The sequence below is a fragment of the Janthinobacterium kochi genome (assembly GCF_051380715.1).
Taxonomy (GTDB): Bacteria; Pseudomonadota; Gammaproteobacteria; order Burkholderiales; family Burkholderiaceae_D; genus Janthinobacterium.
This window is the reverse complement of record NZ_JBNYXO010000003.1, coordinates 108956-134755: the sequence shown is the minus strand read 5'-3', so window position 1 is coordinate 134755 and position 25800 is coordinate 108956. Positions and strand designations below refer to the sequence as shown.

Genomic DNA, 25800 nt, shown 5'->3' with positions numbered 1-25800 from the left:
CCTTAGGCGCGTTGAGTATGAATGGCTGCGGCCGCTGGCACGGGGGCCGGCGCCGTCTCTTCCGGCCCCTTGCGGATGGCCTTGAGCATGAGCTTCATTTCGATAATCAACAGCACGGTGTATATGGCGGCAAAGCCGGCAATGGTGATGAGCAAGGTGGTCGCGCCCAGGTTGGAGACGGCCACGGCCGTCGGCAGCACGCCTTCGATGACCCACGGCTGCCGGCCCACTTCGGCCACGATCCAGCCCGCCTCAATCGCCACCCACGGCAGCGGGATGGCGAACACGGCCAGCTTCAGCAGCCAGCGGTGCTTATCCAGCGTACGGCGCGTCGACAGGATGAAGAAAGTACCGGTGAGCAAGATAAAGAACATGCCCAGGCCCACCATCACGCGGAAGGACCAGAACAAGGGCGCCACGGGCGGCACGGTGTCGAGCGCGGCCTTGCGGATCTGCTCGGGCGTCGCCTGGCGCGGGTCGTCGACGTAGCGTTTCAGCAGCAAGGCATAGCCCAGGGACTGGCCTTTCGACTCGAACATGTCCTTCGCCTCTTGCGGCACGGGCGCGCCCGGCGCCACGCTGCGGATGGTTTGTAGCGCGTCATACGCCTTGATGCCATCCTTGATCAGCAGCTCGCCCCGGTCGACCAATTGCTCGATGCCGGGGATTTCCGTCGTCAGCGAACGCGTGCCGATCAGGCCCATCACCATCGGGATATGCACGGCGTAATGCGTCTCGCGCGCTTTCTCGTCGGGGAAGCCGAAGGCCGTGAAGGCGGCGGGCGCCGGCTCCGTGGTCCACATGGCTTCGATGGCGGCCAGCTTCATCTTTTGATGTTCGGACGACAGGTAGCCGCTTTCATCACCGAGTACCACCACCGACAAGGTGGCGGCCAGGCCAAACGAGGCGGCCACCGTCATCGAGCGCTTGGCCAGCTGCACGTGGCGGCCTTTCAGCAGATACCAGGCGGAAATACCCAGCACGAAGATGGCAGCGGCCGTATAGCCGGCCGACACCGTATGCACGAATTTCGCCTGTGCCACAGGATTCGTCAGCACGGCGCCGAAATCCGTCACTTCCATGCGCATGGTCTGCGGATTGAAGGCCGCGCCGACGGGATTTTGCATCCAGCCGTTGGCGATCAGAATCCACAGGGCCGAAAAGTTCGAACCGATGGCCACCAGCCAGGTCGTGACCAGGTGGCCCCGCTTCGACAGCTTGTCCCAGCCGAAGAAGAACAGGCCGACGAAGGTCGCTTCCAGGAAGAAAGCCATCAGCCCCTCGATGGCCAGCGGCGCGCCGAAAATGTCGCCCACATAATGGCTGTAGTAGCTCCAGTTCATGCCGAACTGGAATTCCATGACGATACCCGTCGCCACGCCCATGGCGAAGTTGATGCCGAACAAGACACCCCAGAACTTGGTCATGTCGCGCCAGATGGTGCGGCCCGTCATCACGTAGACCGTCTCCATGATGGCGAGGATCACTGACAGGCCGAGCGTCAGCGGAACGAATATAAAATGATACAGAGCTGTCAGCGCGAACTGCAGTCTGGATAAAGCGACAATATCGAAGTCCATATGATTTCCTTGGTGGTTCCCTAGCGTAATTGTAAACTTGGTATCTATCTGATGCTGCTTCGCTTGGCGCCGTTGTTGCAAAGCTGTCAGGCAGCGCCGCCTGTATCTCCCCTATTCTTCGTCAATCGCCGCGCAAGCGGGCCAGCGCCGTCTCGAAGGCGGGTGTGCCCCGGCGCGCGTCGCCCACGATGCGGCCATCGCGCAGGCTGACCAGCCGGTCTGCCAGCGCCGCTTCGCGCCGCAAGTGGGTGGCGATCAGCAAGGTACGTCCTTCGCTGCGCGCGCGCAGGCGCTGCAGGACATCGATTGCCGCCTGCGCATTGAGCGCCTCGGTGGCTTCGTCCAGCAGCCACAAGGTCGATTCGTGCAGGAACAACCGCGCCAGCGCCAAGCGCCGCGCCTGACCGCCCGACAAGCCCAGGCCGCCCTCGCCCAGCATGGTGTCCAAGCCGCCCGCGAAGGCCCGCACCTCGTCATCCAGGCCGGCCGATTGCAGCGCCGCCCACAGCTGCGCATCGCTGGCGGACGGATCCGCCAGGCGCAGGTTGTCGCGCAAGCTGTCCTGGAACAGTTCCGTCTTCTGAGTGAACAAACAGGCACGCGGCGCGGCCACCTTGCCCGACAGCGGCGCCAGCTCGCGCGCGGCGATGGCCAGCAAGGTCGACTTGCCCGCGCCGCTGGGGCCGATCAAGGCCACGCGCTCACCCGCGGCGATGTACAGGGAAATATCATGCAAAATTGCAACATGGCTGCCCGCATGCGCGCCGCTGACGTGTTCCAGGCGCAAGCCCGGTGCAGAGTCGGCACGCGGCAGCGCCACATCTGGTCCATCGAGGCGCGGCGCCAGGCGGCGCATGGCCAGCAGCATGCGCCCCGCTTCCAGCGCGCCGCGGCGCACGCCCGCAAATGGCTCCACGGCCGTCAAGGCAATCAGCAGGGCCAGCGCCGCCAGCGGCACATTCAGCGCCTGCTGCTGCACCAGCGCGGCCACGGCCAGCAGCACGCCAGCCAGGGTCGCGCTGCCGGCCACGCCATACGCGGCGCCGGCAGCCGTGTCCAGGCGCTGCAGGGCGAAGTCGGCTTGCGCCAGCGAGCGGTCGATCTGGCCCAGCGCGGCGCATTGCGCGTCGATGCGGCCCGCCATCACCAGGTCCGTCTGGCCCGCCACCAGGTCGATGGTGCCGGAACGCAGTTTCTCGATGGCGCGCGAGCGCACGATGGCGGGACGGCGGGCACGCTGCGCCACGACCCAGCTGATGCCGCCGCCAGCGGCCAGCAGCCATGCGGCCAGGCCCAGGCCCAGCTGCCACTGCATCACGCCCAGCGCCACGCCGGCCAGCAAGGCGACGCACAGTGCCGTGAAGGCTGGCACCAGCAGGCGCAAGTACAGCGCTTCGAGCGCATCGATATCGGCAGTCAGGCGGAACAGCAGTTTGGCTGGCTGGCGCAGCAAGCGGCTGGCCGCTTCCGGGCGCGTCCAGCCGCGAAACAGTTGCACGCGGATGCTGGCCAGCGCGGCGAATGTGGCGTCGTGCGTGACGAGGCGTTCCGCATAGCGCGAACCCGTACGGCCGATGGCCAGCAAACGGATGCCGGCCGACGGGCCGAACACGTCGAACAGGATGGCCGTCGAGGCATGCAGGCCGGCAATCGAGGTGGCGGTAATAAACCAGCCGGACAAGCCCAACAAGGCCATGCCGGACACCGCCGTCAGGGCCGCCAGCAAGGCCCCCCCGATCAGCTTGCCGGGCTGGGCCAGCAGCAATTGCCGCAGGACGGGATTCGATATGAGAGAAGTTTTCATGCCCGCGCCTCTTCCTTCTGCGCCTGCGCCTGCGCATCGACCAGTATCGTGCGCTGCAGCCTGCCTGCCAGCACGGGGTCGTGCGTGGCGACGATCATCGTCTTACCCTTGGCCAATGCCAGCAAGGCGTCCGTCACGCGCGCAGCCGTTTCGCTGTCAAGGTGGGCCGTCGGTTCATCGACCAGCAGCAGGTCGGCATGCGGATGCAGGGCTACGCGGGCCAGGGCCAGGCGCACGGCTTCGCCGCCGGACAAGCCCTGGCCGCCATCGCTGAGCATGACGGCCGGCTGCGCCTGCGCCACGCTAGCCAGGTCGGCCAGGTGCAACGCCTGTGTCACCTGCGCGGCGTTCGCACCGAGGCGGCCCAAAGTCACATTCTGGCTGACGGACGCGGCAAACACGTGGGGACGCTGGCCCATCCAGGCCATGCGCTGGCGCAAGGTATTGACGGTACTGTCGGTCAGGCGCACGCCGCCGATGCGGATCTCACCGCCGCTGGCGGGCAGCAGGCCGGCCAGCAGGGACAGCAAGGTGGTCTTGCCGGCGCCGCTGGCGCCCAGCAGGGCTACGTGCTCGCCGGCGCGCACGGTCAGGTCGAAGCGCTCGAATACGGGCGCTTCGCCGGGATGGGCAAAGCGCAGTCCACGGATGTCGACGGCTGGTGGTGGTGCCACCGCCATGGCGGCGGCGGAAACAGCAGCCACTGCCACACCGAAGCCAGGCAGGGGCACGCCATCGGCCGCCAGGTCGTGCAGGCCGGCCAGGCCCGCTTCGCCGGCCGCCTTGTCGTGCCAGACGGCGGCCAGTTCGCGCAGAGGCTCGAAGAAGGCGGGCGCCAGCAGCAGGATGAACAAACCCTGCCCCAGGCTCAGTTCGCGGCCCCAGGTGCCGAAATTGATGCTGCCCAACAAGGAGAAACCAATAAACGCCGCCACCATGGCCACGCCCAGCGCAGAAAACAGTTCCAGCACGGCGGACGACAAAAAGGCGATGCGCAGCACCACCATCGTGCGCCGGCGCACGGATTGCGACGATGCATCCAGCCGTTCGGCCGTGGCGTCGACGGCGTCGAGCGCGCGCAAGGTGGCCAGGCCGCGCAGGCGGTCCAATAGAAAAGCATTCATGCTGCCCATTTCCACCATCTGCGCGCGGCTGGCCGCCTGCGCGCCCATGCCCACCAGGGCCATGAAGACGGGAATCAAAGGGGCGGCGATGAGCAGGATCAGTGCGGCGATCCACGACAGCGGCGTCACCACGGCGAGGATCACCAGCGGCACGGTGAGCACCTTCCAGCGCGCGGGTTTGTAGCGCACCAGATACGGCACGATGGCTTCGGCCTGCTCGGCGATGACGCTGGCCGCCTGGCCCGACTGCGCGCGCTGGCGGTCCAGCGGCGAACGGCGCGCCAGCGCTTGTGCCACTTGGGCGCGCAAGGTGGAAAGGTGCTCGCGCGCGGCCGCATACATGCGCCGCGCGCCCCACGCTTCGCAGCCGGCGCGCAGCACCCCCAGCAGCAGCACGCCAGCGGCCGGCAGCAGGGCCGCGCGCCATGGCGCACCGCCCAGCATGGCTTGCACGGCCCAGGCCAGCAAGGCCGCTTGCGGCAGCCACAGCAAGGCGGCACCACCCTGTGCCAGGCTGGCGGCACGGGGAAGAATAAAGCGGGGCAAGGACAGTGGCGTGGTCGGCATCTCTATACTTTTTGAGTTTCCAGAATTTTCTGTAAATTCGATTTTTTGTATAATACTGCGAAAACTGACATATATCAATTGACCCTGAGGGTGTGGCGTGAAAAAATTCAGACAATTATGAAAACTCAACATATCCAAATGACGCCGCTGATCCTGACCTTCGTCAGCCATTTCGGCGAGATGGGCAGCCGCTGGGGCTTTAATCGTACGGTGGGACAAGTGTACGCCTTGTTGTTTGTCGCGGAGCACCCATTGCACGCGGATGAAATCGCGGAACACCTGAGTTTTTCACGCTCGAACGTGAGCATCGGCTTGAAAGAATTGCAGGGCTGGGGCTTGATCCGCCAGTCGCGCATCCCCGGCGACCGGCGCGAGTATTTTTCCTCGCTGGGCGATGTGTGGCAAATCTTCCGCGTGGTGGCCGCCGAGCGCCGCCGCCGTGAAGTGGCGCCTACCCTGACAGTGCTGCGCGAATCGCTGCTGGCGCCGGCCACGGAACCCGTGGACCAATATGCGCAGGAGCGCATGCGCGAAATGTATGAACTGGTCGACCTGGCCAACACCTGGTTCGACGACTTGCAGCGCCTGTCGCCCGAATCGATGGCGCAACTGATGAAAATGGGCGCCAAGGTGCAAAAATTGCTCAACGCCAAGGATCGCCTGTTTGGCAAGAGTCCCGACGACAGCGAGAGATAAGCCCCACCTGCGCCGGCTGCGGCGCCGCGTTTACACTGTACATACGCGCCGCACCTGACTATTTACGCCGTCTTTATGCCGCTCTCGCTATGCTGGTTGGCACCACCGCCACCCTTGCGAAGGAGCCTCCATGCATGAATCCCCATTCCAGTCGCGCACGCGTAGCGTGCTGCGCCAGCATTTGCCTGTACGCGAACGGCTGCGGCTGGCACGTCTGGCGAGCAAGAAAATGCTGTCGGTATTGTCTGCGCTGCTGTGCGCGGTGCCGCTGCTGTATTTACTGAGCGTGGTGCTGTTTGCGCAGCCTTAGGGCCGCGTGCGGAGAGACAGGAAAGAGAAGAATGCGGCTGCATGGCGCAAGCCGTGGCCAGCATGAGCTGGTCCGCCCAGAGGGAATCGAACCCCCATTCACGGTTTAGAAGACCGTTGTCCTATCCGTTGAACGATGGGCGGAAAGGTGCAGTATTTTAGTCCATGCGCGCCAGCAATGAAATGCCTGCGCGGAATAGAAAACGGGCTGTCATTTCTGACAGCCCGCTTATGACTTTGGTCGGAGTACAAGGATTCGAACCTTGGACCCCCTGGTCCCAAACCAGGTGCGCTACCGGGCTGCGCCACACTCCGAAGACAAGATAATAACGCCCCCATCCAATTTCGTCAATTGCCCTAGGCGAATTAGATGGAAATAACTATCGGCGCCTACCTTTAAACGCCGACCTTGTCGGCGATGCGGCGCGCCATCGATTCGGCCTGCTCTTTATCTTTCGCCTCGACCATCACGCGGATCAGCGGTTCCGTGCCCGAAGCACGGATCAGCACGCGGCCCGTGTCGCCCAGTTCAGCCTCGACCAGTTCTTTCTCGGCCACCATGGCGGCATTTTTTTGCCAGTCGAAACCGGGCGCCACGCGCAGGTTGATCAGGGTTTGCGGGAACAGCACCAGTTCGGCCAGGCATTGCTGCAGACTCTGGCCGCTGCGCTTGAGCGCGGACAATACTTGTAACGCGGAAACGATGCCGTCGCCCGTCGTATGGCGGTCCAGGCACAGCAAATGGCCGGAACCCTCGCCGCCCAGTATCCAGCCCTTTTCCTTCATGACTTCCAGCACATAACGGTCGCCCACCTTGGCGCGGGCAAAACCGATGCCCTGCTGCTTGAACAGCACTTCCAGCGCCATGTTGGTCATCAACGTTCCTACGGCGCCAGCCACGGGGCCCGTCGCCAGGCGATCCTTCACCATGACATACAACAACTCGTCACCGTTATACAGCCGCCCCGTGGCATCGCACATGATCAGGCGGTCGGCATCGCCGTCGAGAGCGATGCCCAGATCCGCGCCGTGCTCGATGACGGCGGCAGCCATGGCCTTTGTTGCCGTGGCGCCAAAGCCCGCATTGATGTTGAAGCCATCGGGCTTGTTGCCGATGGCGATGACTTCCGCGCCCAGCTCATGGAACACGTGCGGGGCGATATGGTAGGCGGCGCCATGCGCGCAGTCGACGACGATCTTCAGGCCGCGCAAGTCCAGCTCGTTCGGGAAGGTGCTCTTGCAAAATTCGATGTAACGGCCCTGGGCATCGTCCAGGCGCTTGGCGCGCCCCAGCTTGTCCGACGGCACGCAAGCCATGGGCTCGTCGAGCGCCGCTTCGATTTCCAGTTCCACGCTGTCGGGCAGCTTGGTGCCCTGGCCGGAAAAGAACTTGATGCCATTGTCATGGTAGGGATTGTGTGAGGCGGAAATGACCACCCCGGCCGACAGGCGCAGCGCCCGCGTCAGGTAGGCAATCGCCGGCGTCGGCATGGGCCCGGCCAGCATCACATCCACACCGGCCGCCGACAGGCCCGCTTCCAGCGCCGCTTCCAGCATGTAGCCGGAAATGCGCGTGTCCTTGCCGATCAGCACCGTCGGGCGTGCCTTGCCGCCTTGCGACTTGGCCAGCACCTTGCCGGCCGCATAGCCGAGGCGCATGACGAAATCGGGGGTGATCGGAGCCGTGCCCACCAGGCCGCGGATGCCATCGGTGCCAAAATATTTACGCGTCATATATTTCTCTTTTTGTTGTTTATAATGAATCTTACAGGCTCAGTGCGCCATGCGCCAGACCTTCAGCGCATCGACCGTCTCCGCCACATCATGCACACGGATAATTTCTGCACCTTGCGCTACCGCAGCAAGCGCACCGGCAACACTGCCGGCCAGGCGCTGTTCGACGGGACGTCCCGTCACGGCGCCTATCATCGACTTGCGCGACAGGCCGGCCAGCACGGGCAGGTCCAGTTCGCTGCGCAACTGGCGCGTGGCGCGCAGCAAGGCATAGTTATGTTCCACCGTCTTGCCAAAGCCAAAGCCGGGATCGACGCACAGGCGCTCGCGGGCGATGCCGGCCGCCGTCAGGGTGTCGATACGCTGGCGCAGGAAGTCGATGACTTCGCGCACCACATCCTCGTACTGGGGTTGATACTGCATGGTTTGCGGCACGCTTTGCATGTGCATGATGCACAGCGCGCAATCGCTGTCCTGCACGGCCTCGATGGCGCCTGGCGCGCAGAAACCGTTGATGTCGTTGATCATGTCGGCACCCGCCAGGATGGCTTCGCGCATCACTTCGGGTTTGTACGTGTCGACGGACAGGGGCTTGCCGCAGTCGCGCAAGGCGTACAGCACAGGCATGACGCGCTGCAACTCGTCCTGTAGCGGCAGTGGCGGCGCGCCGGGACGGCTTGATTCGCCGCCGATATCGATGATGTCGACACCGCCGACTATCATCTGCTCGGCGCGCGAAATGGCAAATTCCAGGTGTTGATACTGGCCCGCATCGGAAAACGAGTCGGGCGTGATGTTCAGGATGCCCATCACCAGCGCCTGCGTGCCCTGCAGGTTGAAGCCGAAGCGGCCGAATTGCAAATAGTGTCGCATGTGAATCTTTGTAGTCGTCAGGAAAAAACTGCCGCGGCAACGAAAAAGGGCAAGGATTGCTCCTTACCCTTTCATACAGCACGCCACCGATCAAGGGGCTGCCGCTATCAGGCTGGCGCCGTCACGTTTGGCGAGATGCCGCCTGTGCCGCTATCACCGCCCGCATTGCGGCGTGGCGGGATGACTTTCGGCGGACGCGGCTCCAGGCCTGCCATGATGTCATTGATTTGCTCTGCATCAATGGTTTCCCATTCCAGCAAGGCTTTGGTCATCATTTCGACCTTGTCGCGATTGCTTTCCAGCAAGGTACGCGCCAAAGCATATTGCTTGTCGAGAATGTTGCGAATTTCAGCATCGACCTTTTGCTGGGTCGCTTCCGAGATCGTTTTGGTGGCACCACCGAAGAAACCTTCGTTTTCGCTATCTTCGTAGACCATCACGCCCATGCTGTCGGACATGCCGAAACGGGTCACCATGGAACGGGCCAGCTTGGTAGCACGCGAGAAGTCATTCGACGCGCCCGTGGACATTTGCCCCACGAAAATCTCTTCGGCGATACGGCCACCGAACAGGATGGAAATTTCTTCCAGCATCTTGTCCTTGTAGGCGGACAAGTTGTCGTGTTCCGGCAACTGCCAGGTCAGGCCCAGGGCCCAGCCCCGCGGCATGATCGTCACTTTATGCACGGGATCAGCCTTCGGCAGCAACTTGGCCACCACCGCATGACCAGACTCATGGTAAGCCGTATTGCGACGCTCTTCCTCGCGGATGATCATCGATTTACGCTCTGGACCCATGTAGATCTTGTCTTTCGCATCTTCGAAGTCAGCCATTTCCACCAGACGCTTGCTGCGGCGGGCGGCAAACAGGGCTGCCTCATTGACCAGGTTGGCCAGGTCCGCGCCCGAGAAACCAGGGGTGCCGCGGGCCAGGATATCGGCTTTCACGTCAGTACTGATAGGTACTTTACGCATGTGCACGTTCAAGATCTGCTCGCGGCCACGGATATCGGGCAAGCCGACGGAGACCTGGCGGTCGAAACGGCCCGGACGCAACAGCGCTTTATCGAGCACGTCGGCGCGGTTGGTGGCGGCCACGACGATCACGCCGGAGTTCGCTTCAAAACCGTCCATCTCGACCAGCAACTGGTTCAGGGTCTGTTCGCGCTCGTCATTGCCGCCGCCCATGCCGGCACCGCGGTGACGACCGACAGCGTCGATCTCATCGATGAAGATGATGCATGGCGAATGCTTTTTCGCGTTTTCAAACATGTCGCGCACGCGGGAAGCACCGACGCCGACGAACATTTCCACGAAGTCGGAACCGGAAATCGAGAAGAACGGTACCTTGGCTTCGCCGGCGATGGCGCGTGCCAGCAGGGTTTTACCCGTGCCTGGAGGACCGACCATCAGCACGCCGCGGGGAATGCGGCCGCCCAGTTTCTGGAATTTGCTCGGGTCCTTGAGGAAGTCGACCACTTCGTTGACTTCTTCTTTCGCTTCGTCGCAACCGGCGACATCGGCGAAGGTGACGGTGTTGCTGGCTTCATCCATCATGCGCGCCTTCGACTTGCCGAACGAGAATGCCCCGCCCTTGCCGCCGCCTTGCATCTGACGCATGAAGAAGACCCAGACGCCGATCAACAGCAGCATGGGGAACCAGGATACAAAAATAGTTTGCAGGAACGACGCTTCCTCAGGCGGGCGCACATCGAAATGCACGCCATTGTCGCGCAGGTCGCCGATGAGACCCTTGTCGAGGCTGGTGGCGGTGGTACGCACCTTGGTATCGTCCATCAGCTTGGCGGTGATCGACGAACCTTCGATCACGACATCCTTGACGCGCTTGGCTTTGACTTCATCCAGCAAATCGGAATAAGCGATGGCCTTGCTGCCGCCTGTGGCGCCATGACTGTCGAATTGCTTGAACAGCATGAACAACAGCAGCAATACGACTACCCAGATGGCAGATTTGGAAAACATGTTATTCACGAAGACTCCTTGGATGCAGTGCGCATCTCTTTACCAATAGCTAGAAACACGATTTTACTCGCAATAAGCGGGCCGTGCCAAAGCCCGCCGATCCGTGCGCGCGAAAAAACCGCGTTCACGCAAAAAAATGCAGTATAAACAATTTAGGCTTTTATACCATCAGACGCTACTGCACTTCTCGTTCCCATGTGCGGATTCCCGCTTAAATATCAAGGGCGGAATCATCTTCTTGCACGGCATTTTTCAGCGGATTCTTGAGACCACGCCCCATCAGGAAGATTTCTGACGATTTATCGCGGCTGGCCTTGGGTTTTTTCTGCACCACGACCTTGAACTCGGCGCGGAATTTCTCCACGATCTGGCTGAAACCCATGTCCTTGAAACATTTCACCAGCAGCACGCCCGATGGTTTCAAATGCAATTGCGAAAATTCGATGGCCAGGTCGATCAGATGCTCCATGCGCGCGGCGTCCGCCGTGGCGATGCCCGACAGATTCGGTGCCATATCCGACAGAACCACATCGACCTTGCGTCCTTGCAACACCACTTCCAGCTGGCGCAGCACGCGCGCTTCGCGGAAGTCACCCTGGATGAAGTGGAAATCGGCGATCGGCTCCATTTCCAGCATGTCCAGGCCAATCAGGGTACCATTGACCCCGCCGCCGTCCTTGCCGGCCAGCTTGCGCCGCAGATACTGGGCCCAGCTGCCAGGAGTGCACCCAAGGTCGACAATTACCTGTCCATGCTTGATCAGTTTTTCGTCTTCATCTATTTCTTTGAGCTTGTATGCTGCCCGGGCGCGGTAGCCCTCTTTTTGCGCCAACTTCACATAAGGATCATTTATGTGGTCGTGCAACCAGTTTTTGTTTAATTTCTTCTTTGCCATTCGCGTAGAATACTGCTTTTAAGGGAATTACTAAATATTATTATGCTAAAACTTACACCCGTAGAGCGCAGCGCACTGCGCGCCGAAGCACACGCGCTGAAGCCTATCGTCATCATTGGCGAAGCGGGCTTGACACCTGCTGTCCTCAAAGAGATCGACCTTGGCCTGGATTCGCACGGTCTGATTAAAGTCCGCGTGTTCGGCGACGACCGCGAAGCCCGCGTCGGAATGTACGATACGATTTGCGGCAATCTCGGCGCCGCCCCGGTACAACATATTGGCAAACTGCTGGTAATCTACCGTCCGAAAAAAGAAGTGGTTAAGGAGAAGGTCAGCGCCGGCAAAGGCATGCGCGAAGTGACCATCGTCAAGGCCAGCGCCAGCGGCACCAAGCGCCCGAGCGTGACGAAAGTCATGATCAAGGGCAATGAGCGCGTTACCGAAGGCGGTTCCATCAAGCGTGCCAAGCCACGTCAGAAAAGCGCCAAGAAAAGCGCACTGGGCAGCAAGTAAGCCTGTTCACCCGGCAACCGCAAGGCTGCCGGGCTTGAAACAAGAAGCGGAGCACGGGATATCCCCTGCTCCGCTTTTTTTATTGCCGCTGCGGCGTCGGATTACGCGTGGCCTACGGCCTCGCTAATCCGACCTACGTGTTGTCATGTAGGTCGGATTAGCGCGCAGCGCGTAATCCGACAAACAGCAGCAATTATTGCTGTTTCCAGATCAATACGCCCGCCAGCAAGCTCTGCACGGCAAAGATCAGGGTCGACACGCCATGCAGCATGCCGAAGCGGCTGCGCATGGCCTCGTCCATGATGCCCGACGGCGCCTGCGCCTTGAGTTCGGCCATCAGGGGCGAAATGCCGAAATGGCTGACCAGCGCGCACACCAGCATAGCCAGCACCAGTGCCCCCAAGAGGCGCCGGCGTTTCAGTTCCAGCGCGCCGGGGCTCCATTGCAGCAAGGCCAGCAGTATCAAAGCACAGGCGATGGACAACCAGGCCTCGGCACGGAACATGCTGCCGGCGATATTGCCTGCCAGCACGCGGTCACTCAATGTCCCGAACAAGGTGGGCGCCACGATGAAACCGATGGTCCACAGGCTGCCCGCCCACAGGGTGGCAACGAGGAGGCGCACGCGGGCGAGCATCAGATGTACAGTACTTCCAGGATTTCGTACTCGCGCGGGCCGGACGGCGCCTGCACTTCCACCACGTCGCCGGCATACTTGCCGATCAGCGCGCGGGCGATCGGGGACGTCACGGATACTTTGTTCTTTTTCAGGTCGGCTTCATCGAGGCCCACGATCTGGTACGTGACTTTCTGGCCCGATTCCAGGTCTTCCAGGTTCACGGTCGAGGCAAAGACCACGCGGCCTTCCGCGTCGAGCGCGGTCGGGTCGATGATTTGCGCTGCGCCCAGTTTGCCTTCGAGTTCGGCGATGCGGCCTTCCACGAACGCCTGGCGCTCCTTGGCGGCGTCGTACTCGGCGTTTTCCGACAGGTCGCCGTGCGAACGCGCTTCGGCGATCGCATCGATGACGATGCGGCGTTCCTTGGTCTTCAAATGATGCAGCTCTTCTTTCAGAAGTTCTGCACCGTATGTGGTCAATGGGACTGAGGTCATGTTATCTCTACTATCTGCTAGTTATCGGCGCCGTTGTCCGTGTTTTGTCACGGTTAACGGGTGCACCAAGTGAAAACCACAGAGGCCGCGCGCTGCTCTGCACGGAACTCTGTGGTTGATAAGCATGCAGTGTACCGCCTAACGGCGGCCACTGCAAATAACACGCTTAGTTCAAGGTCTTGTGCAGGCCTTGCAGATCGTACACGCGCAATTCATCCAGATGACGGATGCCTTCGACGGCCGCTTCCGCGCCCGCGATGGTGGTGTAGGTCGTCACGCGCGACGCCAGGGCCGAGGTGCGGATGGCCCGCGAATCGACGATGGCGCTGCGTTTTTCTTCCACGGTGTTAATCACCAGCACGATTTCATGGTTCTTGATCATGTCGACGATGTGCGGACGGCCTTCGATCACCTTGTTCACTGGCGTGACGGCGATGCCGGCAGCAGCGATCACGGCGGCGGTGCCCTTGGTGGCGACCACAGTGAAACCGGACTCGACCAGGTCGCGCGCCACTTGCACGGCGCGCGGCTTGTCCGACGCTTTCACGCTGATGAAGACCTTGCCCGATTTTGGCAGGTTCACGCCGGCGCCCAGTTGCGACTTCACAAACGCTTCGCCGAAGGTCAGGCCAACGCCCATGACTTCGCCCGTCGATTTCATTTCAGGGCCCAGGATGGTGTCCACGCCAGGGAACTTGACGAACGGGAACACGGCTTCCTTGACGCTGAAGTAAGGCGGCACGACTTCCTGCGTGATGCCTTGCGAGGCCAGCGATTGGCCGACCATGCAGCGGGCAGCGATCTTCGCCAGTTGCAAGCCCGTGGCTTTCGAAACGAAAGGCACGGTACGCGAAGCGCGCGGATTGACTTCCAGCACGAAGACGACATCTTTCATTTCGCCGTCGATTTCCTGCTTCTGGATGGCGAACTGCACATTCATCAGGCCGACCACATTCAAACCCTTGGCCATCAGCGCCGTCTGGCGTTTCAGTTCATCAATGGTTTCTTGCGACAGCGAGTACGGTGGCAAGGAGCAAGCCGAGTCGCCCGAGTGCACGCCTGCCTGTTCGATGTGTTCCATCACGCCGCCGATAAACGTCGTTTCGCCGTCGGAGATGCAATCGACGTCGCACTCGATGGCGTCGTTCAGGAAGCGGTCCAGCAGCACTGGGGAATCGTGCGACACCTTGACGGCTTCACGCATGTAGCGCTCGAGGTCGCGTTGCTCGTGGACGATTTCCATGGCGCGGCCACCCAGCACGTACGATGGACGCACGACCAGCGGGTAACCGATTTCCTGCGCCAGCGCCAGGGCGTCCGCTTCCGTGCGCGCGGTGCGGTTAGGCGGCTGGCGCAGTTCCAGCTTGTGCAGCATTTGCTGGAAACGCTCGCGGTCTTCGGCCGCATCGATCATGTCGGGCGAAGTGCCGATGATCGGCACGCCATTCGCTTCCAGGTCCAGCGCCAGTTTTAATGGCGTCTGGCCGCCGTACTGCACGATCACACCGACCGGTTTTTCGATGGCGACGATTTCCAGCACGTCTTCCAGCGTCAAGGACTCAAAGTACAGGCGGTCCGAGGTATCGTAGTCGGTCGACACGGTTTCAGGATTGCAATTGACCATGATGGTTTCGTAGCCGTCTTCGCGCATGGCGAGGGCCGCGTGGACGCAGCAATAGTCAAATTCGATACCCTGGCCGATACGGTTCGGGCCACCGCCCAAGACCATGATCTTTTTCTTGTCGGTCGGATTCGATTCGCACTCTTCGTCGTACGTGGAATACATGTACGCCGTGTCGGTCGAAAATTCCGCCGCGCAAGTATCGACGCGCTTGTAGACGGGACGGATGTTCAGCGCATGGCGCTGCTGGCGCACGGCCGTGTCGGTCGTCTGCAACAGGAAGCCCAGGCGGCGGTCCGAGAAGCCTTTCTGTTTCAACTTGTACAGGGTGTTCTTGTCCAGGTTTTCCAGCTTCTGCGTGTCCAGCCACAGTTCCAGGTCGACGATTTCCTTGATCTGGATCAGGAACCATGGGTCGATCTTGGTCAGGTTGTGCACTTCTTCCAAAGTAAAGCCCTGGGCAAACGCGTCGCCCACGTACCAGATGCGCTCAGGACCAGGCTCGCCCAGTTCTTCTTCGATCTTTTCGCGGTCCTTGGTTTTTTCGTTCATGCCGTCCACGCCCACTTCCAGGCCGCGCAAGGCTTTCTGGAACGATTCCTGGAAGGTACGGCCAATCGCCATCACTTCGCCGACGGATTTCATCTGCGTCGTCAAGTGGTGGTCGGCGGTCGGGAACTTTTCGAACGTGAAGCGGGGGATCTTCGTGACGACGTAATCGATCGACGGCTCGAACGAGGCCGGCGTGGCGCCGCCCGTGATTTCATTGCGCAGCTCGTCCAGGGTGTAACCGACGGCCAGCTTGGCGGCGATTTTTGCAATCGGGAAACCCGTCGCTTTCGACGCCAGGGCCGACGAACGCGATACGCGCGGATTCATCTCGATGACAATCATGCGGCCATCGACGGGGTTGATCGAAAATTGCACGTTCGAGCCACCGGTGTCGACACCGATCTCGCGCAGCACTGCCAGGGAGGCATTGCGCATGATCTGGTATTCCTTGTCCGTCAGCGTTTGCGCTGGCGCTACCGTGATGGAGTCGCCCGTGTGCACGCCCATCGGGTCGAGGTTTTCGATCGAGCAAATGATGATGCAGTTGTCCGCTTTGTCGCGCACCACTTCCATCTCGTACTCTTTCCAGCCCAGCAACGATTCTTCGATCAGCAACTCTTTCGTCGGCGAGGCTTCCAGGCCGCGCTTGCAGATGGTTTCGAATTCTTCTTCGTTGTAGGCGATGCCGCCGCCGGAGCCGCCCATGGTGAACGATGGACGGATGATGGTCGGGAAACCCAAGGTGCGCTGCACGGCCCACGACTCTTCCATCGAGTGCGCCACGCCGGAACGGGCCGAACCGAGGCCGATCTTGGTCATCGCGTCCTTGAACTTGGATCGGTCTTCCGCCTTGTCGATGGCTTCCGGCGAAGCGCCGATCAGCTCGACGTTGTATTTCGCCAGCACGCCATTGTTGAACAGGTCCAGCGCGCAGTTCAGCGCCGTCTGGCCACCCATCGTCGGCAGGATGGCGTCAGGACGCTCCTTGGCGATGATGCGTTCAACAACCGACCAGGTGATCGGCTCGATATACGTCACGTCGGCCATTTCCGGGTCCGTCATGATGGTCGCAGGATTGCTGTTGACCAGGATGACTTTGTAGCCCTCTTCGCGCAGGGCCTTGCACGCTTGCGCGCCGGAATAATCGAATTCGCAGGCCTGGCCGATCACGATCGGGCCAGCGCCAATAATCAGAATACTTTTAATATCTAAACGTTTAGGCATTTTTCTTTTTCTCCTCCGCAGCCATCAAGTTGATGAAGCGGTCAAACAGGTAAGCAACATCCATCGGGCCCGGCGACGCTTCAGGGTGGCCCTGGAAGCAGAAGGCCGGCTTGTCCGTGCGGGCAAAGCCCTGCAGGGAGCCGTCGAACAGCGATTCATGGGTCACGCGGCAATTCGCGGGCAAGGTTGCCGCGTCGACGGCGAAACCGTGGTTTTGCGAGGTAATCAAGACTTGCTTGGTTTCCAGGTCTTGTACCGGGTGGTTGGCACCGTGGTGGCCGAACTTCATCTTCAGGGTCTTCGCACCGGAAGCGATCGCCATGATCTGGTGACCGAGGCAGATGCCGAAGGTCGGGATGCCCTTCTCGATCAGTTCGCGGGTAGCAGCGATGGCGTAATCGCACGGTTCCGGGTCGCCGGGGCCGTTCGACAGGAAGATGCCGTCCGGATTGAGTGCCAATGCGTCGGCAGCGGTGGCTTGCGCCGGCAGCACGGTGACCTTGCAGCCGCGCGCCGTCAGCATGCGCAGGATATTGCGCTTGACGCCGTAGTCGAAGGCGACCACGTGGTATTTCGCGTCAGCATCAAGCAGTTGGCCATAGCCTACACCCAGCGTCCATTCCGTTTCGCGGTACTCGTAGGCAGCCTTGCTCGATACCACCTTGGCCAGGTCCATGCCGGCCAGGCCGGGGAAGGAACGGGCCAGTTCCAGCGCTTGCGCGGCGGATGGCTCATTGCCTTGCGTGCCGACCAGGATGGCGCCGCCCTGTGCACCTTTTTCACGCAGGATGCGCGTGAGCTTGCGTGTATCGATGCCGGCGATGGCGACGATATTTTCAGCTTTCAGGTAGTCGGACAGGGAGAGCGTGGAACGGAAATTGGATGCCAGCAATGGCAGATCGCGGATGATGAGGCCAGCGGCGTGTACCTTGGAAGATTCGACATCTTCCGGATTGACGCCCGTATTGCCGATATGCGGATAGGTCAGGGTGACCATCTGGCGGCAATAGCTTGGGTCGGTAAGGATTTCCTGATACCCGGTCATCGAGGTATTGAAAACAACCTCGCCCGTGGTATGACCGGCGGCACCGATCGAAAAACCTTTAAAGATCGTTCCATCAGCAAGCGCTAATATGGCTGGAACGGCAGGGCCAGAAAAAAATGGCGGCAAGGGCAACTCCTGATAAAGTTACCGTAGCTGCGCCACGTCAGACCGACCGCCTAGATACCCGAGCCAGATGCACTCAGGGTGTTTCAACGGTCATTTTGAATGAGGGGATGGGTAGTCGCTACGGTATATGTGTGATTGGCTAAACCTTTGAATTATAACCAAAAGGAAGCTTTTCCACAAGGAAGAAAATACAGAAGGCCCGGCATTTTTTTGCGCAGCAGCATAAATCCTGCGCCCCATGAAAAAAGCCGCCCGGCTTGCGCGGAGCGGCTTGAAAGGCAATATCGGTTACTACTTAGGCTGTCAAAGCCGCGATACCCGCTTTGGCGATTTGCGCATCTTCCGCCGATTTGACGCCCGAGACGCCGACGGCACCCACGTAGTGGCCGTCGAACACGATGGGCACGCCGCCTTCGAGCAAGCCGTCGATTTCCGGCGCGCTCAGGAACGATACGCGGCCACCGTTGATCATCTCTTCATAGATGCGCGATTCGCGGCGGCCCAGTGCGGCCGTCTTGGCTTTCGATGGGGCGATGTGCGACGAGATCGGCGCCACGCCGTCCATGCGCTGCAGCCACAGCAGGTGGCCGCCGTCGTCGACGATGGCGATCGTGACCGCCCAGTTATTCTTGACCGCTTCCGCTTCGGCGGCGGCAGCGATTTTCTTTACGTCGTCCAGGGTCAAAATCGGTTTCGATTGCATGGTGCATCCTTGTTATGTTGAGTCAAAATTGTATACGAAATGCGCAGCGGCGCGATCGCTTACTGATCGCTTACTGCTCGCGCTTGGCTTTCAGCTTTTGCTTGAGCTGCGCCATGACGGCAAAGGTCGCCTGCTCGCCCGCCAGGATCGCCTGGTTGCGGCTGTTGAAATCGTTGCCCTTCATGGTGCCCAGGCTGGGCTGGATCACCACGTCCGCATCCTTCAGCTCGAACTGGTTGATGCGCTGGCCCATGATGGCGAAGGTCTGCATCAGCACTTCCATCGAACTGATGGCCTTTTGCGTATCCGTTTGCGACGAGATATTCACGGCGATGATGAAATCGGCGCCCATGTCGCGCGCAAAGCGCACGGGCACGGGAGCGACGAGGCCGCCATCGACATAGGTGTGGCCGGCAATGGTTACAGGCTGGAACACGCCCGGCACGGCCGACGAGGCGCGCACGGCCATGCCGGTGTTGCCGCGCTGGAACAGGATCGGCTGGCCATTTTTCAAATCGGTCGCCACCACGCCAAACGGAATCTTCAGCTTTTCCAGCGGCACGCCGCCGACAGCCTTGTTGACATAGCTTTGCAGCGCCTCGCCCTTGAGCACGCCGGACGACTTGCCGAACAGGGGCAAGGCCCAGTCCGAAATGGCCGCCTCGTCCATGTCGAAGGCCATCTTTTGCAGGGCGAAGCCGGAGTTGCCCGCCGCATACATCGCGCCCACCACGCTGCCGGCGCTGGTGCCGGTGACGATGTCGGCGTGGATGCCCTGCGATTCGAGCGCCTTGATCACGCCGATATGCGCGAAGCCGCGCGCCGCGCCACCACCCAGCGCCAGGCCGATCTTGATCTTGCGCGGCGTAACGACGATGGGTTCCGGTGGCGTCAATACTTGTATCGGTTTCGGGGCGGTGGTATCGCAGCCGGCCAGCGCAAAGGCGGCCAGGGCAAGCAGGGTCAGGCGTTTAGGGAACATAGTGGCAGAAGAGAACCGCGCGCGGCAGTGGCAACAAAGGAGAGCCGATTGTAGCGCAAGCGGGGCCGCTGGCACTGAAGGCAGTCTTAAATGTTTATGGTGACAAGGTTCGTGCGCACCTGCCCTGCTGCCAGGCTGGACTTTATCGAGCGCCTGACAGAGACCGTCTGTTACGCAGTCTGCATGGATAAAGTCCAGCCAAGGATCGTACGATCTATCTGCTGCCACGCAGGCCAAGCGTCAATGCCGTTGAGTCAGCGCGGCTGGGACGGCAATCGCAATTAAAATGGCATATGTCCGTGACAAAGTGTCTCGGACACTGTTGTTTTGTTGTATTATATATTACGTATGAATAACTTCGATTATGTTAAAGCGGTAGACCTCGAAAGGGAAACCGGCCTCGGCAAGGACCTGCTGCGCAAATGGCGCGCGCGCTACGGCTTTCCCACCCCCATCAAGCGGGAGGACGGCGGTCTTGCTTACCCGCGTGAGCAAATCCGGCAGCTTAGCTTGATCAAGAGGCTGCTGGACACCGGTTTCAGGCCAGTTCAGGTGGTGGGCAAGTCTATTGTTGAACTCACGCGCTTGGAGCGCGCCATAGCCGATCTGGCTGCAGAGTGTCAGCCAGATCCGCTGATCGGCGGCGCCATCGAACTGTTGCGTGGCCATCAGCTCGACGCGCTGGACGAACTGCTCCAGCGCGATTTCGCGCAGCGCGGACCGGCCAGCTTCGCTATGGAGATGGCGGTGCCGCTCATGCAGGCCATAGGTAGCGCCTGGGCTAGAGGAGAACTGGAGACTTATCAGGAGCACGCCTGCAGCGCGATCGTGGCGCGTATCCTGGCGGCCAGCGGCAACGCACACAAGCCTGCGCCGGACGCACCGAGAATACTATTTGGGACGCCACCTGAAGAACTGCATGTGCTGGGCTTGCTCATGATCAGGGCCGTGCTGAGAGAGCGTGGCGCCTATTGCATTGACATCGGGCCACAGGTATCCATCAACGAGGCTGACATGGCCGCGCGCGCCTACCGGGCTGACATCGTTTGTTTTTCTTTCAGCGCGGCCTATCCAGAGCGGCGTGTTCGGCCTTTCTTGATGGAACTGCGGGCACGCCTGCCCGGATCAATACTGATCTGGGCAGGCGGTGCCGGTACCTCCCACATTAAACGGGCCCCGGCTGGGGTTCGCCTGTTTTCCGATCTGGATGTGCCGTCGGCTGCCATGTCGGAATTAATTGCGTCGCCCCCCGCTGGCTGGCGCGATAACTCACTTGATCGTCAGATATGAACAACTTAGAAAATTCAGTGGTGGCCAACGCCGCCAGGCTCTCGTGTCGGCAGATTTTGCGGCAGGCGACGCATGGCGCGCATGTCAGCCTGAACCATCATCCTCTGCTTGCAGGCATCGTCCGGCCTGCGTACACCCTGACGACTTATGCCAGAGTGCTGGTCGCCTATTTCCACCTCTATCGTTCACTGGAAACGGCGATTACGGACTTTATGGACGACGCGGCGCTCACATTCGATTATGCTGCGCGCTGCAAAACGCCATTGTTAGCCGCGGACTTGCGCGTGCTCGGCATCGATGCGGATGATCCGGCCTGGCGGCCGCCACAGCCACTGGGCGCGGTCCCGATTCTGAACGCAGCGCAACTGGTCGGTGTACTCTATACGATTGAAGGAGCCACTCTCGGCGGGCAGGTGATTACGCGTCACATCGAAGCCAATCTGGGACTGGCCATCGATTCCGGCGCACGGTTTTTCAACGGCTACGGCATCCGCACAGAGGCGCACTGGAGCCAGTTCGAGGCGTTCATGGAGTCGGCCTGCGGCAGCGCCGATGAGCGTGCCTGCGCGGCGCTCTCTGCGCGCGCCACGTTTGCCGCCATGGAAGGGGTGCTCAATGACTATGCAGTCTGATGCAATCGCCGTCGCCGAACACCAGCGCACTGTCAGCGAGGCACTGGCCAACTGCGCGCGCGAACCGATACACCTGATCGGCAGCATCCAGCCAGTCGGCGTCTTGCTCGCCGTTGACGTCGAACAATTGCTGATCCATGCGGCCAGCGCCAATCTCGATACCATATTTCCACTCGATGCTGCCGAGGCGATCGGCAAGTCCCTTTTGGATCTGATCGGTGCCGAACAGCTGGCGTGGCTGGAGGAGTTGCGCCGCCAGCCGGACCTGGTCGAGCCGAAGCTGTGGTCGCTGGTTCTGAAGCGGGCCGGGCAGCTGCTGCATTACGATGCGCAGGTATTCCGCTCCGAGGGCTCGTTCGTGATCGAGGTCGAGCAATGGCAGGCGCCGTCCGGCGACGTTTTCCACGAGCTCTTCATCCCGTTGCGCGACGCCTTATGCAGACTGGACCAGGAAACCGACCTCGAGCAGTACGCGAGGGAAACGGTTAGCCAAGTACGCACTTTGAGCGGCTTTGATCGTGTCATGATGTATCGTTTCGACACCAACTGGGATGGCGAAGTGATCGCCGAGAGCAAGATCGAGAACGCCGCCTCATACCTGGGCAACCGCTTTCCCGCCTCTGACATCCCGGCCCAGGCGCGCGCGCTATACACCACCAATCTAGTACGCCTCATCGCTGACGTCGATGCCTCACCGGTTCCGTTACTGCGTCCGGCCTACGCTGCTCCGATCGATCTCAGCCACTCCTGGCTGCGCAACCTGTCGCCCATGCACGTGCAATATTTGCGTAACATGGGCGTCCGCGCCAGCCTGAGTATTTCACTGGTCCAGAACGGCCGTTTGTGGGGACTGATCGCTTGCCACCACTTTACGCCCAAATACGTCGGTCTGCGCGAGCGCGGGCTTGACGAGTTCATCGGCCGCTCGGTTTCCCTCAAGCTGAACAGTCTCGACAAGGACGAGCGCGATGCGCTCAGTGCGCGCATCCGCAATCTGCTGCATGAACTTACGACCTTGATACGCTGCTCTGACGATCTGGATCACGTGATTCATCTGCTCAAGAACCAGTTGCTTGGTCTGGTTCGCGCAGCCGGCGCCATCATCGTGATGGACGGCATGCGTCATGTGCTGGGCGATACGCCGCCATCGGAGGTAGTGTTGCGCCTGTTCACGGCCTTGCAAGAGCGCCCACTGGCACCGGTATTCCATACCGACGACCTGCGCCAGTTGATCGGTGCCGACGGCACGGCGGTGGCCGAATCGGGTGGCGGCGTGATGGTCGCACCGCTGGGCCCCGGCGGCGACAATTACGTGATGTGGTTCCGTCCTGGCATCTTACGCACGCTGCATTGGGCGGGCGCACCCAACAAGGAGGTCGAGTACGGTGCTGATGGCGTGCATATTTCGCCGCGGCGCTCCTTTGACACCTGGGTCGAAACGTACCACGACAAGTCGCTAGCCTGGTCGCAGGTCGAAATCGACGCGGCCGGCGCGCTGTCGCACGCGATGATTGAGGTGTTGGCACAAAAGGCGCTGAAGACCAGCGAGGAGAGCTATCGGCTGCTGGCCGACAACTCGACTGACATGATTGCACGGCTAGGCCCGGACGGTTGCTTCCGTTTCGCCTCGCCAGCGTGCCGTGAGTTGTTGGGTCTGGATAGCGAACAGATCGTTGGGCACGCGCTGGCCGAGGTACTCGACCCCGGTGCTAACGGTGTGGCGCTGATGCTGGCCGCCATACCAGGCGCGGGCGACGCCGTCACCAAGGTGCTGCGCGGTACGCGCCCTGACGGGCGGCCGCTGTGGATTGAAGCGACCTTGCGCCACATGCATGGCGGTCTAGAACGTAACGAAATCGTCCTGAACGCGCGTGACGTGACGCAGCGCCACATCTACCAACTGGCGATTGAGGAGGTGCACCGGCGCCAGGCGCTGATTCTGGAGGCGGCCGGAGAAGGCCTTGTGAGCCTGGACGGACGCGGCTACATTGCTTACGCCAACGAGCAGGCGACCAGAATACTGGCACGTGAAGAGCACGATCTGCTCGGGATGCATTGTTGCGACATTTTTTGCGCGACCAGTGAGGGCGAGGGCAGCTGTAGCAGTGGCTGCCCCTTCCTGGCCACCGTGCGCGACGGTGCGATACGGCAGGGGCGGCAATGTCTGAGCGAGACTGCCGGCAGGACAGATGTCTGGGTCGAATATGTCTGCACTCCGCTGCTGGAGGGGCACGGCCTGGCCGGCTGCGTGATTGTACTCAGTGTTTCGGAGGCCCCGGCTTTGCCGACGCACAGTGTCGCCACCGAAGTCATTCTCGACCAAGCCATCGAGGCGGTGATGGTGACCGACCGTAATAGACGTATCACTTCGGTCAACCGGGCATTCACCGAAATCACCGGCTTCAGCGCCGTCGAGGCAATCGGCAAGACGCCAGCCATCCTCAAATCGGGTGTCCATACCCACCATTTCTACGAAGAACTCTGGTGCCAGCTCAAGGAGAAGCGGCGCTGGGCTGGCGAGATATGGAATCACCGCAAGAACGGCGAGATATATCCTCAGTGGGGGAGCATTTCGGCAATCGGCGACGTCGGCGGCGAAGTGCAGAGTTATGTGGCGGTGTTTTCCGACATCTCCAAGGTCAAGCAGGCGGAGGAAAGGCTGCAGCATCTGGCCAACCACGATACCCTGACCGGTTTACCCAATCGTATGAGCTTCACCGACAGTCTGGCGCGCATGCTCGAACGCAGCAAGCGTACCGGGACCGGCGTCGCTGTGGTGTTCATCGACCTCGACCGTTTCAAGATCATCAATGACACGCTTGGGCATGCAATTGGTGACAATTACCTGACGATGGTGACCGAACGCCTGCTCTCGGCGACCCGCAAGGTCGATATGCTGGCGCGCTGGGGCGGCGATGAGTTCGTGCTGGCGATGGAGGACGTGATCGACCGTAACGCCATCGGCGAGATGCTGGGTCGCATGCTGAAACAATTAGCTCAGCCGATTTACCTGGCGGGACACGAGCTGATTCCGACGGCCAGCATAGGTGTCAGCCTGTTCCCCGGTGACGGGCTTGATGGGGCCGATCTGATCAAGGCGGCCGACACGGCCATGTACCGTGCCAAGGAAAAGCGCAACTGTTTCGAGTTTTACGCCGAGGCGATGTCGGATGGTTTCGATGCCAAGCTGGTGCTCACCAGCGAGTTGCGTCATGCGCTGATGCTTGAGCAGTTCTTTCTGGTGTACCAACCGCAAATCGACCCGCGCGACAGCACCATACACGGCGTCGAGGCGCTGGTGCGTTGGCGTCATCCTGTGCGCGGCGTGCAGCCGCCGTCGACCTTCCTGCCTCTGATGGAGGAGCTGGGCTTGCTGGAGGAACTGGGCAACTGGGTACTGACCGCTGCCTGTCGCCAAATGCGGTTGTGGAGCGAACAAAACGTGCCGATTCCCCGCGTGGCCGTCAATGTGGCACCGTGTCAGATCAAGGAATCATTTATCAAACGCATAGCCTATGTCATCGAAACAAGCGAGATATCGCCACAGCAACTGGAAATCGAGATCACTGAGGGCGCGCTCAAATCCGATGAGCTGGCCGGCCACATCATGCACGGCTTGCGTGCGCTCGGCGTCTGGCTTTCGATCGATGATTTTGGCACCGGCTACTCCTCGCTGTCGCATCTGAAGACCTTCCCCATCACCTGCTTCAAAATCGACAAGTCGTTCATCGACGGTATCCCAGCCAACGAGAACGATGTTGCCATCGTGCGCACCATTCTTGCGCTTGGTAACATTTTCAAAGTGGAGGTTGTGGCAGAAGGGGTGGAAACGGTTGAGCAAATGGAATTCCTGCGTGCCGAGGGGGTGAGCAATATACAGGGCTTCTACTTTGCGCGGCCGATGACGCCCGCTCAAATCGATACTTGGGTCAGTGCAAGGGTAATCCCCCCCCCCCCATTTTTAGATTGCGCTAAAAGTAGAGGTTAAGCGACCAGGGCAAGCTTCTGTTTTGGTGTGATGCCGCCAAGTGCCATGTTGGGCCGGTCGTGATTGCAAGTCCACAACCAGCGGGTTGAAAAATCCTGGATCTCATCGAGTGTTTCAAACAGATGATGGGCCAGCCAGTCGTAGCGCACCGTGCGGTTATAGCGCTCGACATAAGCATTCTGCTGCGGCTGGCCAGGCTGGATGACGTCGATGCGAATGCCGCGTTTGGCGGCCCAGGCCAGCGTCACGGCGCTGATGTACTCGGGGCCGTTATCGCAGCGAATGACCTGGGGTTGCCACGCCATTCGATGATCCTGTCGAGGAAGCGGATGACGCATTCGGATGGCAAGGAGAAATCGACCTCGATGCCGAGTCCCTCACGGTTGTAGTCGTCGACCACGTTGAACAAGCGGATGGGACGTCTTCATGCAGAACTTTCAAAAATCT

Annotated in this window: 19 protein-coding genes, 2 tRNA genes and 1 pseudogene; 6 read left to right on the top strand and 16 right to left on the bottom strand. The window is 60.8% G+C overall.

The genetic code is table 11. The features are described 5' to 3' along the window. Window positions 1-2 precede the first annotated feature (2 nt). The 3 genes from ACQ4WL_RS08285 to cydD form a co-directional block, all read right to left on the bottom strand. Window positions 3-1580, bottom strand: coding sequence for a cytochrome ubiquinol oxidase subunit I (locus tag ACQ4WL_RS08285; RefSeq protein WP_436509271.1), 1578 nt, complete (start codon window positions 1578-1580; stop codon window positions 3-5). A 121-nt stretch (window positions 1581-1701) separates the two neighbouring features. Then, a complete protein-coding gene (locus ACQ4WL_RS08280) occupies window positions 1702-3384 on the bottom strand; it encodes an amino acid ABC transporter ATP-binding/permease protein (protein ID WP_436509269.1) in 1683 nt (560 codons plus the stop codon). Continuing rightward, the gene (gene cydD, locus ACQ4WL_RS08275) at window positions 3381-5075 is read right to left on the bottom strand and encodes a thiol reductant ABC exporter subunit CydD (RefSeq protein ID WP_436509267.1); all 1695 of its coding nucleotides are present in this window, start codon (window positions 5073-5075) and stop codon (window positions 3381-3383) included. The genes ACQ4WL_RS08280 and cydD overlap by 4 nt, the downstream gene beginning before the upstream one ends. A gap of 138 nt (window positions 5076-5213) precedes the next feature. Here cydD and ACQ4WL_RS08270 point away from each other — a divergent pair, with 138 nt between their 5' ends. Both ACQ4WL_RS08270 and ACQ4WL_RS08265 read left to right on the top strand, forming a co-directional pair. After that, window positions 5214-5771 carry a GbsR/MarR family transcriptional regulator gene (locus ACQ4WL_RS08270; RefSeq protein WP_436509266.1) on the top strand — a complete coding sequence of 186 codons (558 nt, stop codon included), beginning with the start codon at window positions 5214-5216 and terminating at the stop codon, window positions 5769-5771. 130 nt (window positions 5772-5901) lie between these two features. Continuing rightward, window positions 5902-6081, top strand: a complete 180-nt coding sequence (locus tag ACQ4WL_RS08265) for a hypothetical protein (protein ID WP_426073054.1) — start codon at window positions 5902-5904, stop codon at window positions 6079-6081. Window positions 6082-6149: 68 nt separating this feature from the next. Here the strand turns inward: ACQ4WL_RS08265 and ACQ4WL_RS08260 are convergent. From ACQ4WL_RS08260 to ACQ4WL_RS08235, 6 genes are all read right to left on the bottom strand, one after another. Continuing rightward, a tRNA-Arg gene (locus tag ACQ4WL_RS08260) sits at window positions 6150-6224 on the bottom strand. 94 nt (window positions 6225-6318) lie between these two features. Further along, window positions 6319-6395: transfer RNA gene (locus ACQ4WL_RS08255), tRNA-Pro, on the bottom strand. 81 nt (window positions 6396-6476) lie between these two features. Beyond that, a complete protein-coding gene (gene glmM, locus ACQ4WL_RS08250) occupies window positions 6477-7814 on the bottom strand; it encodes a phosphoglucosamine mutase (RefSeq protein ID WP_436509264.1) in 1338 nt (445 codons plus the stop codon). A 39-nt stretch (window positions 7815-7853) separates the two neighbouring features. Next, a complete protein-coding gene (folP, locus tag ACQ4WL_RS08245) occupies window positions 7854-8687 on the bottom strand; it encodes a dihydropteroate synthase (RefSeq protein WP_436509262.1) in 834 nt (277 codons plus the stop codon). 107 nt (window positions 8688-8794) lie between these two features. Beyond that, window positions 8795-10678, bottom strand: a complete 1884-nt coding sequence (ftsH, locus tag ACQ4WL_RS08240) for an ATP-dependent zinc metalloprotease FtsH (protein ID WP_071077941.1) — start codon at window positions 10676-10678, stop codon at window positions 8795-8797. A gap of 202 nt (window positions 10679-10880) precedes the next feature. After that, a complete protein-coding gene (locus ACQ4WL_RS08235; protein WP_096234939.1) occupies window positions 10881-11564 on the bottom strand; it encodes an RlmE family RNA methyltransferase in 684 nt (227 codons plus the stop codon). A gap of 42 nt (window positions 11565-11606) precedes the next feature. Here ACQ4WL_RS08235 and ACQ4WL_RS08230 point away from each other — a divergent pair, with 42 nt between their 5' ends. Beyond that, a complete protein-coding gene (locus ACQ4WL_RS08230) occupies window positions 11607-12077 on the top strand; it encodes a YhbY family RNA-binding protein (RefSeq protein ID WP_010397237.1) in 471 nt (156 codons plus the stop codon). Window positions 12078-12270: 193 nt separating this feature from the next. Here the strand turns inward: ACQ4WL_RS08230 and ACQ4WL_RS08225 are convergent, their stop codons facing one another. The 6 genes from ACQ4WL_RS08225 to ACQ4WL_RS08200 form a co-directional block, all read right to left on the bottom strand. Next, the gene (locus ACQ4WL_RS08225) at window positions 12271-12714 is read right to left on the bottom strand and encodes a DUF4149 domain-containing protein (protein WP_436509260.1); all 444 of its coding nucleotides are present in this window, start codon (window positions 12712-12714) and stop codon (window positions 12271-12273) included. Beyond that, window positions 12714-13190, bottom strand: a complete 477-nt coding sequence (greA, locus tag ACQ4WL_RS08220) for a transcription elongation factor GreA (protein ID WP_426073060.1) — start codon at window positions 13188-13190, stop codon at window positions 12714-12716. The genes ACQ4WL_RS08225 and greA overlap by 1 nt, the downstream gene beginning before the upstream one ends. Before the next feature lie 166 nt (window positions 13191-13356). Beyond that, the gene (gene carB, locus ACQ4WL_RS08215; protein WP_436509259.1) at window positions 13357-16587 is read right to left on the bottom strand and encodes a carbamoyl-phosphate synthase large subunit; all 3231 of its coding nucleotides are present in this window, start codon (window positions 16585-16587) and stop codon (window positions 13357-13359) included. Beyond that, window positions 16580-17758 (bottom strand): glutamine-hydrolyzing carbamoyl-phosphate synthase small subunit, encoded by a 1179-nt coding sequence (carA, locus tag ACQ4WL_RS08210; RefSeq protein WP_436509257.1) that lies wholly within the window; start codon window positions 17756-17758, stop codon window positions 16580-16582. The genes carB and carA overlap by 8 nt, the downstream gene beginning before the upstream one ends. A 295-nt stretch (window positions 17759-18053) precedes the next feature. Continuing rightward, window positions 18054-18461 (bottom strand): GlcG/HbpS family heme-binding protein, encoded by a 408-nt coding sequence (locus ACQ4WL_RS08205; RefSeq protein WP_034786036.1) that lies wholly within the window; start codon window positions 18459-18461, stop codon window positions 18054-18056. 70 nt (window positions 18462-18531) lie between these two features. Then, window positions 18532-19443, bottom strand: a complete 912-nt coding sequence (locus ACQ4WL_RS08200) for a patatin-like phospholipase family protein (protein ID WP_099759670.1) — start codon at window positions 19441-19443, stop codon at window positions 18532-18534. A 348-nt stretch (window positions 19444-19791) separates the two neighbouring features. Here ACQ4WL_RS08200 and ACQ4WL_RS08195 point away from each other — a divergent pair, with 348 nt between their 5' ends. Genes ACQ4WL_RS08195 through ACQ4WL_RS08185 form a run of 3 tightly spaced genes read left to right on the top strand, consistent with a single transcriptional unit; the run spans window position 19792 to window position 25353 of the window. Then, entirely contained in the window at window positions 19792-20733 is a 942-nt protein-coding gene (locus tag ACQ4WL_RS08195; protein WP_436509256.1) for a MerR family transcriptional regulator, read from the top strand. After that, window positions 20730-21365, top strand: coding sequence for a biliverdin-producing heme oxygenase (locus ACQ4WL_RS08190; RefSeq protein ID WP_436509255.1), 636 nt, complete (start codon window positions 20730-20732; stop codon window positions 21363-21365). The genes ACQ4WL_RS08195 and ACQ4WL_RS08190 overlap by 4 nt, the downstream gene beginning before the upstream one ends. Next, on the top strand, window positions 21349-25353 hold the full coding sequence (locus tag ACQ4WL_RS08185) for an EAL domain-containing protein (RefSeq protein ID WP_436509254.1): 4005 nt from the start codon (window positions 21349-21351) through the stop codon (window positions 25351-25353). Before ACQ4WL_RS08190 ends, ACQ4WL_RS08185 begins: the two co-directional genes overlap by 17 nt. Here the strand turns inward: ACQ4WL_RS08185 and ACQ4WL_RS08180 are convergent. Then, window positions 25350-25774, bottom strand: a pseudogene (locus tag ACQ4WL_RS08180) (integrase core domain-containing protein); the annotation flags it as partial. The gene ACQ4WL_RS08185 and the pseudogene ACQ4WL_RS08180 sit on opposite strands and share 4 nt — an antisense overlap. Window positions 25775-25800 lie beyond the last annotated feature (26 nt).